The sequence below is a fragment of the Afipia sp. GAS231 genome, assembly GCF_900103365.1.
GTDB lineage: Bacteria > Pseudomonadota > Alphaproteobacteria > Rhizobiales > Xanthobacteraceae > Bradyrhizobium.
Genome location: NZ_LT629703.1, coordinates 2,346,631 through 2,360,716 on the forward strand (window position 1 = coordinate 2,346,631; position 14,086 = coordinate 2,360,716).

Annotated in this window: 14 protein-coding genes; 7 read left to right on the forward strand and 7 right to left on the reverse strand. The window is 63.2% G+C overall.

What is annotated here, in order from left to right:
• Positions 1 to 376 precede the first annotated feature (376 nt).
• Complete coding sequence (locus BLS26_RS11115) at positions 377 to 610, reverse strand: hypothetical protein (RefSeq protein WP_092510997.1); 234 nt, start codon at positions 608 to 610, stop codon at positions 377 to 379.
• A 413-nt stretch (positions 611 to 1,023) separates the two neighbouring features.
• Between BLS26_RS11115 and flhA the strand changes: the two genes are divergently transcribed.
• Positions 1,024 to 3,156, forward strand: coding sequence for a flagellar biosynthesis protein FlhA (gene flhA, locus BLS26_RS11120; RefSeq protein WP_172804789.1), 2,133 nt, complete (start codon positions 1,024 to 1,026; stop codon positions 3,154 to 3,156).
• Positions 3,157 to 3,473: 317 nt separating this feature from the next.
• Positions 3,474 to 3,677: a hypothetical protein gene (locus BLS26_RS11125; protein WP_092517927.1), complete on the forward strand. Its 204-nt coding sequence runs from the start codon at positions 3,474 to 3,476 to the stop codon at positions 3,675 to 3,677.
• Between the two features lie 295 nt (positions 3,678 to 3,972).
• Here the strand turns inward: BLS26_RS11125 and BLS26_RS11130 are convergent, their stop codons facing one another.
• The 4 genes from BLS26_RS11130 to fliI form a co-directional block, all read right to left on the reverse strand.
• Complete coding sequence (locus BLS26_RS11130) at positions 3,973 to 4,848, reverse strand: anti-sigma factor domain-containing protein (protein WP_092511001.1); 876 nt, start codon at positions 4,846 to 4,848, stop codon at positions 3,973 to 3,975.
• A 44-nt stretch (positions 4,849 to 4,892) separates the two neighbouring features.
• A complete protein-coding gene (locus BLS26_RS11135) occupies positions 4,893 to 5,438 on the reverse strand; it encodes a sigma-70 family RNA polymerase sigma factor (protein WP_092511003.1) in 546 nt (181 codons plus the stop codon).
• A 177-nt stretch (positions 5,439 to 5,615) separates the two neighbouring features.
• Entirely contained in the window at positions 5,616 to 6,035 is a 420-nt protein-coding gene (fliJ, locus tag BLS26_RS11140) for a flagellar export protein FliJ (protein ID WP_092511005.1), read from the reverse strand.
• A gap of 109 nt (positions 6,036 to 6,144) precedes the next feature.
• Positions 6,145 to 7,470, reverse strand: coding sequence for a flagellar protein export ATPase FliI (fliI, locus tag BLS26_RS11145; RefSeq protein WP_092511007.1), 1,326 nt, complete (start codon positions 7,468 to 7,470; stop codon positions 6,145 to 6,147).
• A gap of 380 nt (positions 7,471 to 7,850) precedes the next feature.
• On the opposite strand from fliI, the gene ctrA reads away from it, so the two are divergent.
• Complete coding sequence (gene ctrA / locus BLS26_RS11150; protein WP_007600544.1) at positions 7,851 to 8,552, forward strand: response regulator transcription factor CtrA; 702 nt, start codon at positions 7,851 to 7,853, stop codon at positions 8,550 to 8,552.
• Positions 8,553 to 8,651: 99 nt separating this feature from the next.
• On the opposite strand, the gene BLS26_RS11155 is transcribed toward ctrA, so the two are convergent.
• Both BLS26_RS11155 and BLS26_RS36285 read right to left on the reverse strand, forming a co-directional pair.
• Positions 8,652 to 10,292: a protease pro-enzyme activation domain-containing protein gene (locus BLS26_RS11155; protein WP_092511009.1), complete on the reverse strand. Its 1,641-nt coding sequence runs from the start codon at positions 10,290 to 10,292 to the stop codon at positions 8,652 to 8,654.
• A complete protein-coding gene (locus BLS26_RS36285; protein WP_172804582.1) occupies positions 10,289 to 11,476 on the reverse strand; it encodes a hypothetical protein in 1,188 nt (395 codons plus the stop codon). Before BLS26_RS36285 ends, BLS26_RS11155 begins: the two co-directional genes overlap by 4 nt.
• 280 nt (positions 11,477 to 11,756) lie before the next feature.
• Here BLS26_RS36285 and BLS26_RS11165 point away from each other — a divergent pair, with 280 nt between their 5' ends.
• The 4 genes from BLS26_RS11165 (at position 11,757) to BLS26_RS11180 (ending at position 14,076) form a co-directional block, all read left to right on the forward strand.
• Positions 11,757 to 12,161 (forward strand): DUF350 domain-containing protein, encoded by a 405-nt coding sequence (locus BLS26_RS11165; protein ID WP_092511013.1) that lies wholly within the window; start codon positions 11,757 to 11,759, stop codon positions 12,159 to 12,161.
• Between the two features lie 2 nt (positions 12,162 to 12,163).
• Complete coding sequence (locus BLS26_RS11170; RefSeq protein WP_092511015.1) at positions 12,164 to 12,571, forward strand: hypothetical protein; 408 nt, start codon at positions 12,164 to 12,166, stop codon at positions 12,569 to 12,571.
• A 114-nt stretch (positions 12,572 to 12,685) separates the two neighbouring features.
• Positions 12,686 to 12,919, forward strand: coding sequence for a hypothetical protein (locus tag BLS26_RS11175; protein ID WP_092517929.1), 234 nt, complete (start codon positions 12,686 to 12,688; stop codon positions 12,917 to 12,919).
• Positions 12,919 to 14,076, forward strand: a complete 1,158-nt coding sequence (locus BLS26_RS11180; protein WP_092511017.1) for a glutathionylspermidine synthase family protein — start codon at positions 12,919 to 12,921, stop codon at positions 14,074 to 14,076. Before BLS26_RS11175 ends, BLS26_RS11180 begins: the two co-directional genes overlap by 1 nt.
• Positions 14,077 to 14,086: the final 10 nt, after the last annotated feature.

Consider the following 14,086-nt stretch of genomic DNA (forward strand, 5'->3'; position numbering starts at 1 on the left):
TGCCGCGCCCCTTCCAAGCCCCGGTCCGGAGCCTCCCGGATGCACGCTAGGAATAAAGAACGGGGGCTGATACGGTTTTGTAGCATCGGAATTCGACTTGGCTACCGACTGTGATAAAGCGGTCACACCCTGAAATTCAACTTTTGGTGGCGGACTGGAACCTTTGCGATCAGTCGCCGTATCTCGTCCGCTATAAAAGTCGAGAAGCACCCATGAAACCGATCAAATCAAACCCGAACGAAGAAAAATGCCCGGCCTGCAACGGCACCGGCTCTCCGCCCTTCAAACAGCCCACGCCCGGCCGCAGGATCTATCTGCCGCCGTGCAAGACCTGCGGTGGCAAGGGCAGGATGACGGCTGCCGTCGGGTGAGACGATCAGCGGCCTGCCTCAATCTGGACCGAGGCCAGGCCGGCCTGTTCGGAGTCGATGTTCTTGATCGCCCGCATCGCCGATTTGCGGGCGTCTTCCTCCGTCACGCAATCGTCCGGCGTGACGATGCTGCGCATGATCTTGCCGGAGTTCGACCGCCCGCTCGGTGTCACGCTGGCGCGCCACAGCCCGGGTTGCCGTTGATAGGTGACGATTTCAAAGCCTGCTGGATCTGCCATCCGTCCTTATGACAGAGCGAGCGGCCGAGCGGTGAGATATCTGCAAAACTTCGGACGCACCGCGCCGCAAGAGTGCGAGTGTGCTGCGGCCGTCATTGCGAGCGCAGCGAAGCAATCCATATCGCGGCTTGCTGAGGCATGGATTGCTTCGTCGCTTTGCTCCTCGCAATGACGGCGAGACGGCGTTCCGGGTCGCCGACCCCAAATGACCCCAAACGGCCCTCTTCGTTAACCCTTTGCTAACCATGCACCCGGCAATAATTGCCGGGTGAAGTCGAGTGTCGATTGCGTTGGATACGGGAGGAATCCCCGTGGACGCCAGTGCGGTACCTCACTTTCGGACCGGCGGCCCTTCGGCCGTTGCGAATACGCTCGGCGGCCGCGGCCGCCAGGGGCGGCGGGGGGCTGCGAGTATGGTCGACGTCACGGCGGGTCAAGGCGCGGGCACCGGCAACGGTTTTCCCAGCCTCAGCGAAATCGTCGACGTCCTCAAGCGCGGCGATCTGGCGCTGGCGTTCGGCGTGCTCACCATCCTGGTGGTGCTGATCCTCCCTTTGCCCTCGATCGTGCTGGATCTGTTTCTGGCGATCTCGATCACGGTCTCGATCCTGATCCTGATGACCTCGCTGTTCATCCAGGCGCCGCTGGAATTCTCGTCGTTTCCGACCATCCTCCTGATCTCGACCATGCTGCGGCTGTCGCTGAACATGGCCTCGACCCGGCTGATCCTGTCGAAGGGCCATGAGGGCACCGCCGCCGCTGGCCACGTCATCGAGGCGTTCGGCAACTTCGTCATGTCAGGTAATTTCGTGATCGGAATTATCGTGTTCGCGATTCTCGTGATCGTGAACTTCGTCGTCATCACCAAGGGTTCGGGCCGTATCGCCGAAGTCGCGGCCCGCTTCCAGCTCGACTCGATGCCGGGCAAGCAGATGGCGATCGACGCCGATCTCTCCGCCGGCCTGATCGACGAAAAGACCGCCAAGGCGCGCCGCAAGGAGCTGGAAGACGAAAGCGGCTTCTTCGGCGCCATGGACGGTGCCTCGAAGTTCGTCCGCGGCGACGCCGTCGCGGGCCTTCTGATCGTGTTCATCAACGTCATCGGCGGCATCATCATCGGCGTCGCGCAACAGGGGCTGAGCTTCGGCGACGCCGCCCGTACCTACACCGTGCTGACGGTCGGCGACGGCCTGGTCACCCAGGTGCCGGCGCTGATCGTCTCGACTGCGGCGGGCCTGCTGGTGTCGAAGGCCGGCATCACCGGTGCGGCCGACAAGGCGCTGATGAAGCAGCTCTCGGGCTATCCGCAGGCGCTCGGCATGTCGGCCGGCGTGATGCTGGTGCTGGCGCTGCTGCCGGGCATTCCGATGCTGCCGTTCCTGGCACTCGGTGGCGGCGCAGCCGCGCTGGCCTGGAAAGCGCGCAACCACAACCGCAGAACCAGGGCCACAGCCGCCGCCGAATTGGCGGCCCCCGAGCTCGCGGCAGCGGCCGCGACCGCGGCGGCGGAAGAGCCGATCTCCACCGCGCTCAAGATCGACGACCTCAAGATCGAGCTCGGCTACGCGCTGCTGCCGCTGGTCAACGGCCCCGACGGCACCGACCGCCTGACCGAGCAGATCAAGGCGCTGCGCCGTTCGCTCGCGGTCGAAATGGGCTTTGTGATGCCGGCGGTGCGAATCCTCGACAACGTCCAGCTCGAAGCCAACACCTACATCATCAAGATCAAGGAAGTCGACGCCGGTACCGGCAAGATCTGGCCGAACCACTTCATGGTCATGGACCCCGCCGGCAACCAGGTGGCGGTGCCCGGCATTCACACCGTCGAACCGACGTTCGGGTTGCCCGCGACCTGGGTCGATGCCGCACTGAAGGAAGAAGCTTCGCTCAAGGGCTATACGGTGGTGGACTCCGCCACCGTGCTGTCGACCCACCTCACCGAACTGCTCAAGAACAACATGTCGGACCTGCTGTCCTATGGCGAGGTGCAGAAGCTGCTGAAGGACCTGCCGAAGGAACAGGGCGAACTGGTCAAGGACATCGTGCCCAGCGCCGTCTCGATCTCGGGCATCCAGCGCGTGCTTCAACTCCTGTTGGCCGAACGGATCTCGATCCGCGACCTCTCGACCATCCTCGAAGGCATTGCCGATGCGCTGGCGTTCTCACGCAACCCGGCAACCATGGTCGAGCACGTCCGGGCCCGGCTGGCGCGGCAGATTTGCGCCCAGAACACCTCCCACAACGGCTATCTGCCGCTAATCGCGCTGTCGGCGCGGTGGGAACAGGCGTTTGCGGAATCGATCGTCGGCCAGGGCGAGGACCGCAGCCTCGCGATGCAGCCGTCCAAACTGTCGGAGTTCATGACTTCCGTGCGCAATTGCTTCGAGCAGGCCGCCCGCGAAGGCGAGGCGCCGGTGCTGGTGACGTCGGCGGCCATCCGCCCGTTCGTGCGGTCGCTGGTCGAGCGCTTCCGGGCCCAGACCACCGTGCTGTCGCAGGCGGAAATCCACCCCCGCGCCCGGCTGAAGACGGTCGGCAGCGTTTAAAAGCACGCAAATCAGCACAAGGGGCGACGAAGCTTTTTCGTCACAGGCAAACGCTTTATTAAAATCGGGCCGACTGGCGCGGTTTTTCCCCAGCCTCGACAATTTCCAATTAACATATTGAATTATCTAACTAATAGTCGATTTCTGGCGATCGCGGCGGCGCCCTCAGTCGCGTATCTTCAAGTCTTTTCACCGCCTTGTGATCGGATCTGTGGAACGAAACCGGGAATTCCTACGTTTCCTGATGCGAGACGTTGAACCTGCCTGTGTTCGAGATCGACGAAATTTTACAGGCGGGAAGGCGGCAGGAGACTTCCATGAACCACTCGATTTACAGCGCAGATCGCACGACCCATCTCAAGATCGTGGTCGTCGCACTCGTCGCGGGTATTCTGGTCGCCGGGTTCAGCATCTCGACGCGCAACAACAGTTCGGATGAAGGCTTCACCCAGACCGCGCGCGTGATGAAGGCCGGCAAGCCGGTCGTGATCACCAGCTCCGGAAGTTCGGTCGTCCGGTAAGGCAACTAAAGGAATTTACGGAATTCACGCGGCTCTTTACAGCCCCCCAAAGTCGCCACGTGGATATTTAAGACCCCAACTACCCCAAGTTGACTGAGAAAACGCCCGCTCCCCACGGGCGTTTTCTTTTTGTGGGGTGTTGTTCGGCTGAAACGTCTGCGCTCTCTCAATCCAGGTCGTCATGGCCGGGCTTGTCCCCGCCATCCACGTCTTCCTTGCTGGAGAAAGCAAAGACGTGGATGCCCGGGACAAGCCCGGGCATGACGAGGAAGTGCGTGTTGGCTTCAGTAAAAACTCAGCGCGCCGCGGGCACGGTCTCGATCAGCTTGCCGGTGTAGATCGGAGTCGAGTGCGGCTTGCCGTCGGGCGAGCCGCCGGCCTGTTCGACCGTCACCGCATAGGTCGCAGCATTGATGGTGTTGGCGTCGTAGGACGAAAGCACCGGGCGGGCGGTGAAGTCGCCGGCGCCGATCACGCCGAGCGAGCGCGGCTGCGGCAGCCGGTCGGAGATCAGCCACAGCTCAAAACTCTTGCCGGCCTCGGCGGCGTCGGCGCCGACCTTGCGCACGGTGAAATTTTTCGTCGCGGCATCGACCGTTAGAATGAAAGCCGGTCCGCCGCCGCCGGAGCCCTGCAGCAGAGCGACATATTGCGCCGAAGGTGTTGCCGGCGGCGCCGGTGTCTTGACCTCGACGGTCTGAATCCGCGGCTTGGCGCGCAGCCCGTCGGGTAACAGGTCCGGCGAATAAACCTGGATGGCCAGCATCGCGACCAAGGCTGCCGCCAACGCGGTCGCCACCGACGCCAGCGTGCGCATCCGCTTCAGGCGCCCCGACAACTGGATGACGTTGGAATCGTCAGATGGACCGGCCGCGAGCGGCGCCTGTTCGACGACGGGAACGACCGGCGGCGTAGTCTCCGGCAGCACCAGCGGCGCCTGCTCGCCGGAATGGCCGATCGCAGCCTTGATGTTCTCCCACACGATCGGCCGCGGCTCGACCGAGCCGACCATCTGGTTCAGCACGCCGAGCCGGTATTCCCAGGCATGGACGATGCCGGTGAACTCGGTATCGACGGCCATCATGGTCTCGACCTGCGAACGCTCGCCGGCATCGAGGGTGCCGAGCGCGTACTCCGCCGCGAGCGCAATATGGTCTTCGCTATAGGCCATCGTTCAAAGTCCAGACACCCAAATTTCCTAGAGTCCAAGAAGTCCTAAAGACCAAGACATTCCCGGATATCCATCATGCTGCGGCGCAGCCACGTCTTCACCGTATTGACCGGCGTCTCGAACTTGGCGGCGAGTTGCTCGCGGCTCCAGCCGTTGTAATAGGCCAGCAACACCAGCTTCTGCCGATCCGGCTCCAGACGCCCGACGCACTCCAGCAACCGCTTCAACTCTTCCGTCATCTCGCGCCGCGCCAGCGGATCGGGTGAATCGGCCGCGACTTCCATCGCGGTCGGCTCCTCCTCGATCGAGGTCTCACTCTTCTTGCGCACCACGTCGATCGCCCGGTTGCGCGCGATCGATGCCATCCATGTAATCGGTGAAGACAGGCCGGGATTGAACTGTCCGGCACTGTTCCAGATTTTGACGTAAGCCTCCTGAATGACCTCCTCGGCGAGATCCTGTCGCCGTAAGATACGGAGCACGACGCCAAAGAGTTTCGCCCGCGTGGCGACGTAGAGGCGCTCGAAAGCAGCCTCATCCCCCTTCGCCACAGCGGCAATCAGCCAGACCAGCTCAGCTGGCGTCAGCATTCAGCGTCCCCCAAATCGCGATCCCCCATCGCGGCTTACGCCGGGAGCAATCGAGCACCTTCGTAGCATACCTTGCGCCAAATCGACCACCAAGTCGGGAGGCCCCGCCGGATCAACGAAGAAAAGCCCGGGCGTTGCAGCCCGGGCTTTCGATCATTTGAAACCGCTGGATGAACTTCAGGCGATCGCGCCGATCCGGGCGCGCATCAGGCCGATGCTATCCATGTCGGCCTGCTCCCGGGCGCTCTCCTCGGCGCGCTCGCGCGCCTGGTCACGCTCGTCGAGCAGTTCGACCTTTTTCAATTCCTCGAACGCCTCGCTGAGCAGGCTCTTGGCGTCTTCGAGCTGGATGCGTAGCTCGTCGGCGGAGCGGGTCAGGTTTTCGCGACGCTGGATCGCGGCCTTGGCGTAGGTCGGATAGGCGAAATGGGAGGGATCGTTGATCCCGGCCCGGTCCTGTTCGGTCTGGATTTCGCGCTCGAGGTCAACAGACATGCGTTGGAAATCGGCGATCATGCCTTCAATCTGGGCGACCCTTCGGCGCTTTTCATCGACCTGAAATTTCTTCAGGCGGATCAGCGTTTCACGTGACTTCATCGACTCATACTCCCCAGAAGTCCCAGTTTTGTACGCGGGACAAAGCCGGCTCCCCCCAGGGTCCCGCCGGCATGGCTAATCAGGTGCCGAGGATGATGGCCTGACAAAGTTAGCGTTCCGTTTCCAAATTTGTCAGGATTTCCGCCAATTGGCGGTAGCCGTCGGCCAGGCCACAATTTTCGTCCTGGGATTGGCGCAGGAACCCCTCCAGCGGCTCATGCAGCCGGATCGCCTCGTCGACCTCCGGGCTCGAGCCGGCCCGGTAGGCGCCGAGCCGGATCAGTTCCTCCATGTCGGCGTAGGTCGCCATCACCTGGCGGGCCTTGGTGATCACGGGCAGAAAGGCCGGATCGGCCGACCGCGGCATGGTGCGGGATACCGATCTGAGAATGTTGATCGCGGGAAACCGCCCGCGCTCGGCGATCGAGCGCTGCATCACGATGTGGCCGTCGAGGATGCCGCGCACGGCGTCCGCGATCGGCTCATTATGATCGTCGCCGTCGACCAGCACCGTAAAGATCGCGGTGATGGTGCCGATGCCCATGCCCGGCCCTGCCCGCTCCAGAAGCTTCGGCAGCTCGGTAAACACCGTCGGCGTATAGCCCTTGGCGGTCGGCGGCTCGCCGGCCGACAGCCCGATCTCGCGCTGCGCCATCGCAAAACGCGTCACCGAGTCCATCAGGCACAGCACGTCCTTGTCCTCGTCGCGGAAATACTCCGCGATCGCCAGCGTCAGATAGGCCGCCTGCCGCCGCATCAGCGCGGGCTCGTCCGAGGTCGCGACCACCACGACCGAGCGCGCCAGGCCCACGTCGCCGAGATCTTCCTGCAAAAATTCCTGCACCTCACGGCCACGTTCGCCGATCAGGCCGATCACGGTAATGTCGGCATCGACGTTGCGCGCCAGCATCGACAGCAGCACCGACTTGCCGACGCCGGAACCGGCGAAGATGCCGAGCCGCTGGCCGCGGCAGCAGGTCAGGAAGGTATTGAGCGCGCGCACGCCGAGATCGAGCGGCGCGCCGACGCGCTTGCGCGAATGCGCCGGCGGCGGCGAAGCGCGATACGGCATCGGCGACGGGCCCTGCGCCAGCGGCCCCTTGCCGTCGATCGGTTCCCCCATGGCGTTGAGCACGCGGCCGAGCCAGGCCGGCGACGGCCTCACCTGGTTCCCGGCACTGGCGATCACGGCGCGGCAGCCGCGCCGAACGCCGTCGAGGCCGCCGAACGGCATCACGACGGCGTTGCTGCCGGAGAAGCCGATGACTTCGGCCGGGATGAAACGGCTGCCGCCGGTCTCGATCACGATGCGCGCGCCGACCGACATCGCGTGGATCGGTCCCGCGATCTCGACCATCAGGCCGCGCACGCCGACCACACGGCCATATATGTTGACGCCGTCGATGTCGCCGATCTGTTCCGCCAAGGCCTTCACGGAGACACCTTCATTGCGAAAACCTTAAGTTTCCGCGCTTTGGAGCCCGGGGCTTAACCTCGTGTTTACCCGCATCGTTAATCATTACGTCACTGTCTTTGGTGACTGAGAACGCTCGTCCATCAGAATGAAGGTCGAGTCGTGAGAGTCGGTTAGACCCGCCTCTTAAAGTGGAAACTGAACGAGAACGGTAAGGAAAAGCTGCTTCGACGCAATATCTTAGGGCGATTCGATAAAAATTGCACTGATAGACCTTGCGAACGTGAATCAGATTTTGTTAACCATATGTCGTCAGGATCCGAATCAGTTGTTCAAAGGCGTTTTGAGTGCCGCAAGTGCGGCCGACCTGACGCCCGGAGCGGCGACGATAGGGGACTGGCATGCGCGTTTTGCTGATAGAAGATGACAGCGCCGTCGCGCAGTCGATCGAGCTGATGCTCAAATCCGAGAGTTTCAACGTCTATACGACGGACCTCGGAGAAGAAGGCGTCGATCTCGGTAAGCTTTACGATTACGACATTATCCTTCTCGACCTCAACCTGCCCGACATGTCCGGCTACGACGTGCTCAAGCAGCTCCGGGTCTCGAAGATCAAGACACCCATTCTGATCCTCTCCGGCCTCGCCGGCATCGAGGACAAGGTCAAGGGTCTCGGCGTCGGCGCCGACGACTACATGACCAAGCCCTTCCACAAGGACGAACTGGTTGCCCGCATCCACGCGATCGTGCGCCGTTCCAAGGGTCATGCCCAGTCGGTGATCCAGACCGGCGATCTGGTGGTCAATCTCGACACCAAGACGGTCGAAGTCGGTGGCCAGCGCGTCCACCTGACGGGCAAGGAATACCAGATGCTGGAGCTGCTCTCGCTCCGCAAGGGTACCACCCTGACCAAGGAAATGTTCCTCAACCACCTCTATGGCGGCATGGACGAGCCCGAGCTGAAGATCATCGACGTCTTCATCTGCAAGCTGCGCAAGAAGCTCGCCAACGCCTCCGAAGGCCGCAACTTCATCGAGACCGTGTGGGGCCGCGGCTACGTGCTGCGCGAGCCGCACGAGGTCGAAGAGCGCATCCCCGCCTAATCGTTACGGGTTTACCGCGAGCCAGAAGGCTCACTCCTCCCGACTGGACCCCGCCGCGAATGGCGGGGTTTTTGTTTGGGGACAAGCCTCTGGCGACCCTCAGGCTACCGGTACAGCGGCAAGTGCTGCAACGATATCCGCGCCCTTCGGCACACCCAATCCCGTGCAGGCATTCCAGCCCGGCCCCGCGTCATAACCCTTGCCGCCGACACGGTTGTCGCCGGTCGTGATCGCCCGGAACCAGGACGGGTTGGCATAGAGCGCCGAATTCAGGAAGCCGACCGGCGTATCCCTTTGCGCGTTGGCGATCGCAATCAGGCCGGCCCAAAGGGGTGCGGCAGCGCTGGTGCCATCCTTCACCACTTCTGCACCGTTGAAGATGATGCGGTAGCCCGGACTGCTGGCAGCGGCTGCGGCAATATCGGGAACGCCCCGGCGCACTGCGCCATCGTTCACCGAATGCGGCAGCGCCAGATTTAATTGATAGTCCGGCACCGGAAAGCAGTCGCTGATTCCGCCACCGGTGCCGGATAGTCCTTCCTTCCAGACGGTTTCCGAGCCGACGCTCGCCCCATCGGCGCCTAGCGTCGGCAAGGTGCCGCCGCAGCCGAGCGCATAGGGACTGGAGGCGGGAAACCAGACGTGAACCCTGCCGTCGCTCAATCCGCCGGTCGCCAGCTCGTCGCCGGCGGCGAACAGCACGGTCACACGCAGCCGCTTGGCATCGGCCAGCACGCCCTGCATCGCGTCGCGTGCCGATTCCGACCAGAATTTCTCGGCGCTGCCCCAGCTCACCGAAAGCACCTGGGGCCGGTTGGCGTCGTCGAAGATCGCCTTGTTGATCGCCCCCACCAGATTTTGCGTCGAGTTGCCGGCGAAATAGACCACGACCCGCGCCTTCGGCAGCAGACTGGCTATGATCTGAAGATCGAGCGCGATTTCCTGGTCGGCGGCCGTGCCGCCGCCGAAATCATTGACCGGTGCGGGCGGATCATCCGGCGGCAGCGACGGATCGGCGGTCACCACCGACTTGTCGACGATGACAGGTGCTTCCCGCCCCATCCTGCGCAAGGCTTCCTTGAGGTCGGTATCGAGATATCCGCCCCCCAACGCGATGATCCCGACGCAGACCTTCGATACGTCGTGATTGAGCGGAATGCCGTAAAGGGCGGCGATCTCCGTCGGCCATAACCCGCCACTCGCGGCGTCGCCGACCAAGGCGCGCAGACGGCCGACGGGCCTTGTCTCCATCGGCCGCTGGTCAAAGCCGAGGATCGCCCGGGTCCATGGCGCGATTTCCTTTGGGACTGTCAATTGGCCGACACGGGCGCGAAACCGGTGTTTGCCGTCGTCATAGATGCGAAGCGTGGCGCCGAAGATCTCCGACATCAGCCGTGCCGACGCTTGCAGCATGACGGTGCGCTGGACAAGGTCGATGTCGCGAACGGTCACGCCGAATTTCTTTGCCAGTGTCTCTATGCGCGAAGCCGCATGGGCGTGGGTGCGACGCCGCTGCGCGGCCAGCGCATGGCGGGTAATCGGCTGCGCCAGCCGCGCAAGATCGCCGGCGCTCCCCGGCTGAAACTTGTCCGGCGAGCGCCGCTTCAGATAGACCGTAATGAGGATCGGTTGTTCCGGATCGACGTCGCCGACATAGACCGCGCCTTCGGGTTCAACGCGGTTGCTGCCGGCGAGTGGAATCTTCTGTCCGGTTATGCCCGGGCGTTTGGTCCGGCTCATTTTCCGGAGCACGGTCCAGGCGGTATCGGATTCTGCGTATCGTCGATCGCGCAGAACGGAACCGACCACACGAAGTCTGCGGAGGTCGCGATCTGGCTGAGCCCCGGCTTGCCTTCGAAAATCGGAGGCTGGCTGCTGAAGCTCCAGTACCATGCCGGCAGCAACGGTCCGAGCGGGCCAATGGGTCCATTGGGGCCGAAGGAAAGGAAACCGGCGGTTGACGTTGCCTTGCCGTTCTTGTCGAACACCGAGCGACCGTGACAGGTCATGCACGAAGCGGTCGCGACGAAGGTGTCTTCCGTTACGGAATTGCCGACCCTGATATCGAGACCGACATTGTCGACGAAATCGGCCTGCGAACCCTTCAGACAATAGTTCACGTAGACCGGTTCGATGTTCCCGGCCGACAAAAGCGCCGTCAGAGCCGGCGTCTTGGCGCAATCGGGATACCCCTGGTTGGCGCTCCGGTTCGAGGGCACGAACGCGGGCTGCGCGCCAAACGCGTCCCTGCAGCCGAGAATATCGCAGCGGCCCGGATTGAACCGGTGCTCGAAGGTCGCCCAGGTCCAGTTCGGCACCAGCTTGCTGATCACGTGCATGGCCACCAGCGCGTATTGAACCCCGCCAGTGGAATTGACGTGATAGAGCTGCGGCACCTGCGCCAGCGTGACCCTGTTATTGGTGAAGGCCGGAACGTCGCTGACCGGCATCCAGTTCGCCTTGACCTCGATGGAGTCGATCGGGAACTGGAGATTTTTGCCGAAGGCGGCCTTCAGTCCGGAAACCTTGTACAGGTTGTTCTGCACGATGAAATCGAACGTCGCCTTGTTGTGGCGGGTTTCTTCGGTTGCCCCCTGCGCGATCCCGGGTGGAAGCGCAGGAAGCAGTCCACCGGCCTCCTGCACGCCTTCGCGCGCGAGCTGCGGCAGAATCGGCCGCCGCAATACCGGCGGGGTCGGCGCGGTCGGAAACTGCGGATTGGGCTGGAACGTGTCGGTGTCGCTGGCCCATGTTTCAAAAGTCGCGTTGCTGCCGCCGGCCCTTGTGTTGACCTGGATGAACAGTTGCCAGGCAACCTGGTCCGGCGCGGTCATCGCCGGATTTGGCGCAGGTTGCGCCACGGCCGGCAGACCGGGCAGAACGGAGAAACCACAGACAAGTGCCGCGCATATGGAGTGTCGCATCGTCGCTCTCCCATGTTGTCCAAGGATCGAAACGCGTCTGTCGTCGCAGCCGGACGATCGTCATCGCCCGGATCTCGACTATACCAAAGGTTGCGTGATCTATAGAACACTATTGCGGGCGGTTTTATGAAGCAGCTCACAGCCAGGTCGACCCGCTATGGCGGCAAGTCCGCGACCGGGCGACTCGGCTCCCGGTTTGAACCGGTTATTGCCGTGCGCCGACCATCGGATCGTGCAAGTCTCTCCAGCACGATTCGGGACCGATTTCGGGGCACATCGAATGATCCTACAATTCCTCGCCGGGCTGCCGGCGTTCCTGGTGTATTTCTGCACGGCGCTGATCGCCGTCGTGGCCTATCTGTTCGTCTACACCCGCGTCACGCCGCATGACGAGTTCGCGCTGATCCGCGCCAACGATCCGGCCGCCGCGATTGCGCTCGGCATGAGCCTGCTCGGCTTCGTGCTGCCGGTGGTCTCGGCCATCGCCCATTCCGCCAATGTCTGGGATTGCCTGATCTGGAGCGCGATCGCGCTGATCGTGCAGATCGCCGTCTATTACATCGTCAAGATTCCGGTGCCGAACCTGTCGGCGCGGATCGCGGCCGGCGAACTCGCCGCCGCGATCTGGCTCGGATTGTCATCGCTGGCCGCGGGCGCGCTCAACGCCGCCTGCATGATCTACTGACCATGACCAACAAGCCCTCCCATGAATTCGGCAAACGCAGGCCGGTCGGCCCGCCGCTGATTACGCCGGCGCCGGTGAAACGCTCCAGCCACGTCGCGCTATTGCTGATGGGAACGATGGCGGTCGGCGGCGGCGCCTATGCGCTGATGCCGCGCGAAACCTGCCAGCAGACGCCGCCGGGAACGGCCGCGCCGACGGACTGCCAGCCGCGCGGATCTTCATCCGGCAGCCACGGCGGCTCGGGCGGCAGTTCCTCGCGTTACGGCTTTTTCTCCGGCGGCTCTTCGTCAAGCGACGCTGCGTCGGGCCGCTCGGGCTCCGGCGGCTCGGAATCAAGTGCGGGCAGCGTGCAACGCGGCGGCTTCGGTTCGTTCGCGCATTCCTTCGGCATGCATTTCTCCGGCGGCTGAATGCCCGCACGAAGCCGTGAAGCGGCGGGCTTTCGCTTGCGTCCGCTTGCGCAGGTGATGGAAACTGCCGGCTGGTCGGAAACGTCAGAGAACCGGAAAAAAGGGATCGCAACCATGAAACGTTCGCGCCGGGTGGTGCTGACATTGATGGGAAGTGCCGCGGTCGGTGCGGTCTCGATGGGGCTGGTGCCGCGACGGGATTGCGGGCCGGGGAATGAGGCCGTGCCCGGAGCCGGCGGACGAACCTATTGCCGCGCGACCTATCGCGGCTTTGGCGGAACGCCGGGCAGACTGCATGGTCACGGTCACGGCGGGCACGGGCATGGTGGACACGGTGGCGGCGGTTGATGCAGCGCATCGTCTGTCCTGAACGCGACGACTGGCATGCGACCGCCGAAAGCGCCGGCTTCGATTTTCACACCATCGACGGCGAACGCTATTGGGACGAGCGCGCCTATTACGCCTTCACGCTCGATGAGATCGAACGCGCCATCGAGGCGCCGACCGGCGAAATCGACGCGATGTGTCTCGAACTGGTCGGTCGCGCCATCGACGACGAAAATTATCTGCGCCGGCTGAAGCTACCGGAAGCGTTCTGGCCGCTGATCTCGGAAAGCTGGCACCGCGACGACGGCAGCCTTTATGGCAGGCTGGACCTGAGTTTCGGCGCGCACGGCCCGGCAAAGCTGTTGGAATATAACGCCGACACGCCGACCTCGATTTTCGAGGCGGCGGTGTTCCAATGGACCTGGCTCGAACAGGCGATCGAACGCAACATCATCCCGAAGCGCGCCGACCAGTTCAATTCGATCCATGAGCGCCTGATCGAGGCGTGGAAGAAGCTTGGCGGCACGCATCACCTGCATCTCGCCGGGATGACCGAGAATACCGAGGATGCGGGAACGCTGGCCTATCTCGAGGACACCGCGTCGCAGGCCGGATTAAAGACCACGCTGATCGACATCGAGGACATCGGGCTGCGCGACGACGGCCAGTTCGTCGACCTCGACGACCGCAGCATCGAATTTGCCTTCAAGCTCTATCCCTGGGAGTGGATGTTTCACGATGCCTTCGGCGCCAAGCTGTTGAGCGCGCCGACGCGCTGGATCGAACCGCCGTGGAAGGCGATCCTCTCCAACAAGGGCATCCTGCCGCTGCTGTGGGAGATGTTTCCGAACCATCCCAACCTGCTGCCGGCCTATTTCGAGGACGACCCGAACGCCGCGCGCCTCGGCAGCTCGTTCGTGCGCAAGCCGCTCTATTCGCGCGAAGGCGCCAATGTCGCGCTGGTCAGCGCCGGCACCACGCTGGTCGAGCAGGAAGGCCCGTACGGCGCGGAAGGATTCATCCGGCAGGCGATGGCGCCGCTGCCGAATTTCTCCGATCAGTATCCGGTGCTCGGAAGCTGGCTGGTCGACCACGCGCCATGCGGCCTGTCGATCCGCGAGGACGAGAATCCGATCACCAGCAATACGTCGCGATTCCTGCCGCACGCGATTTTGTAGAACGCGGCCG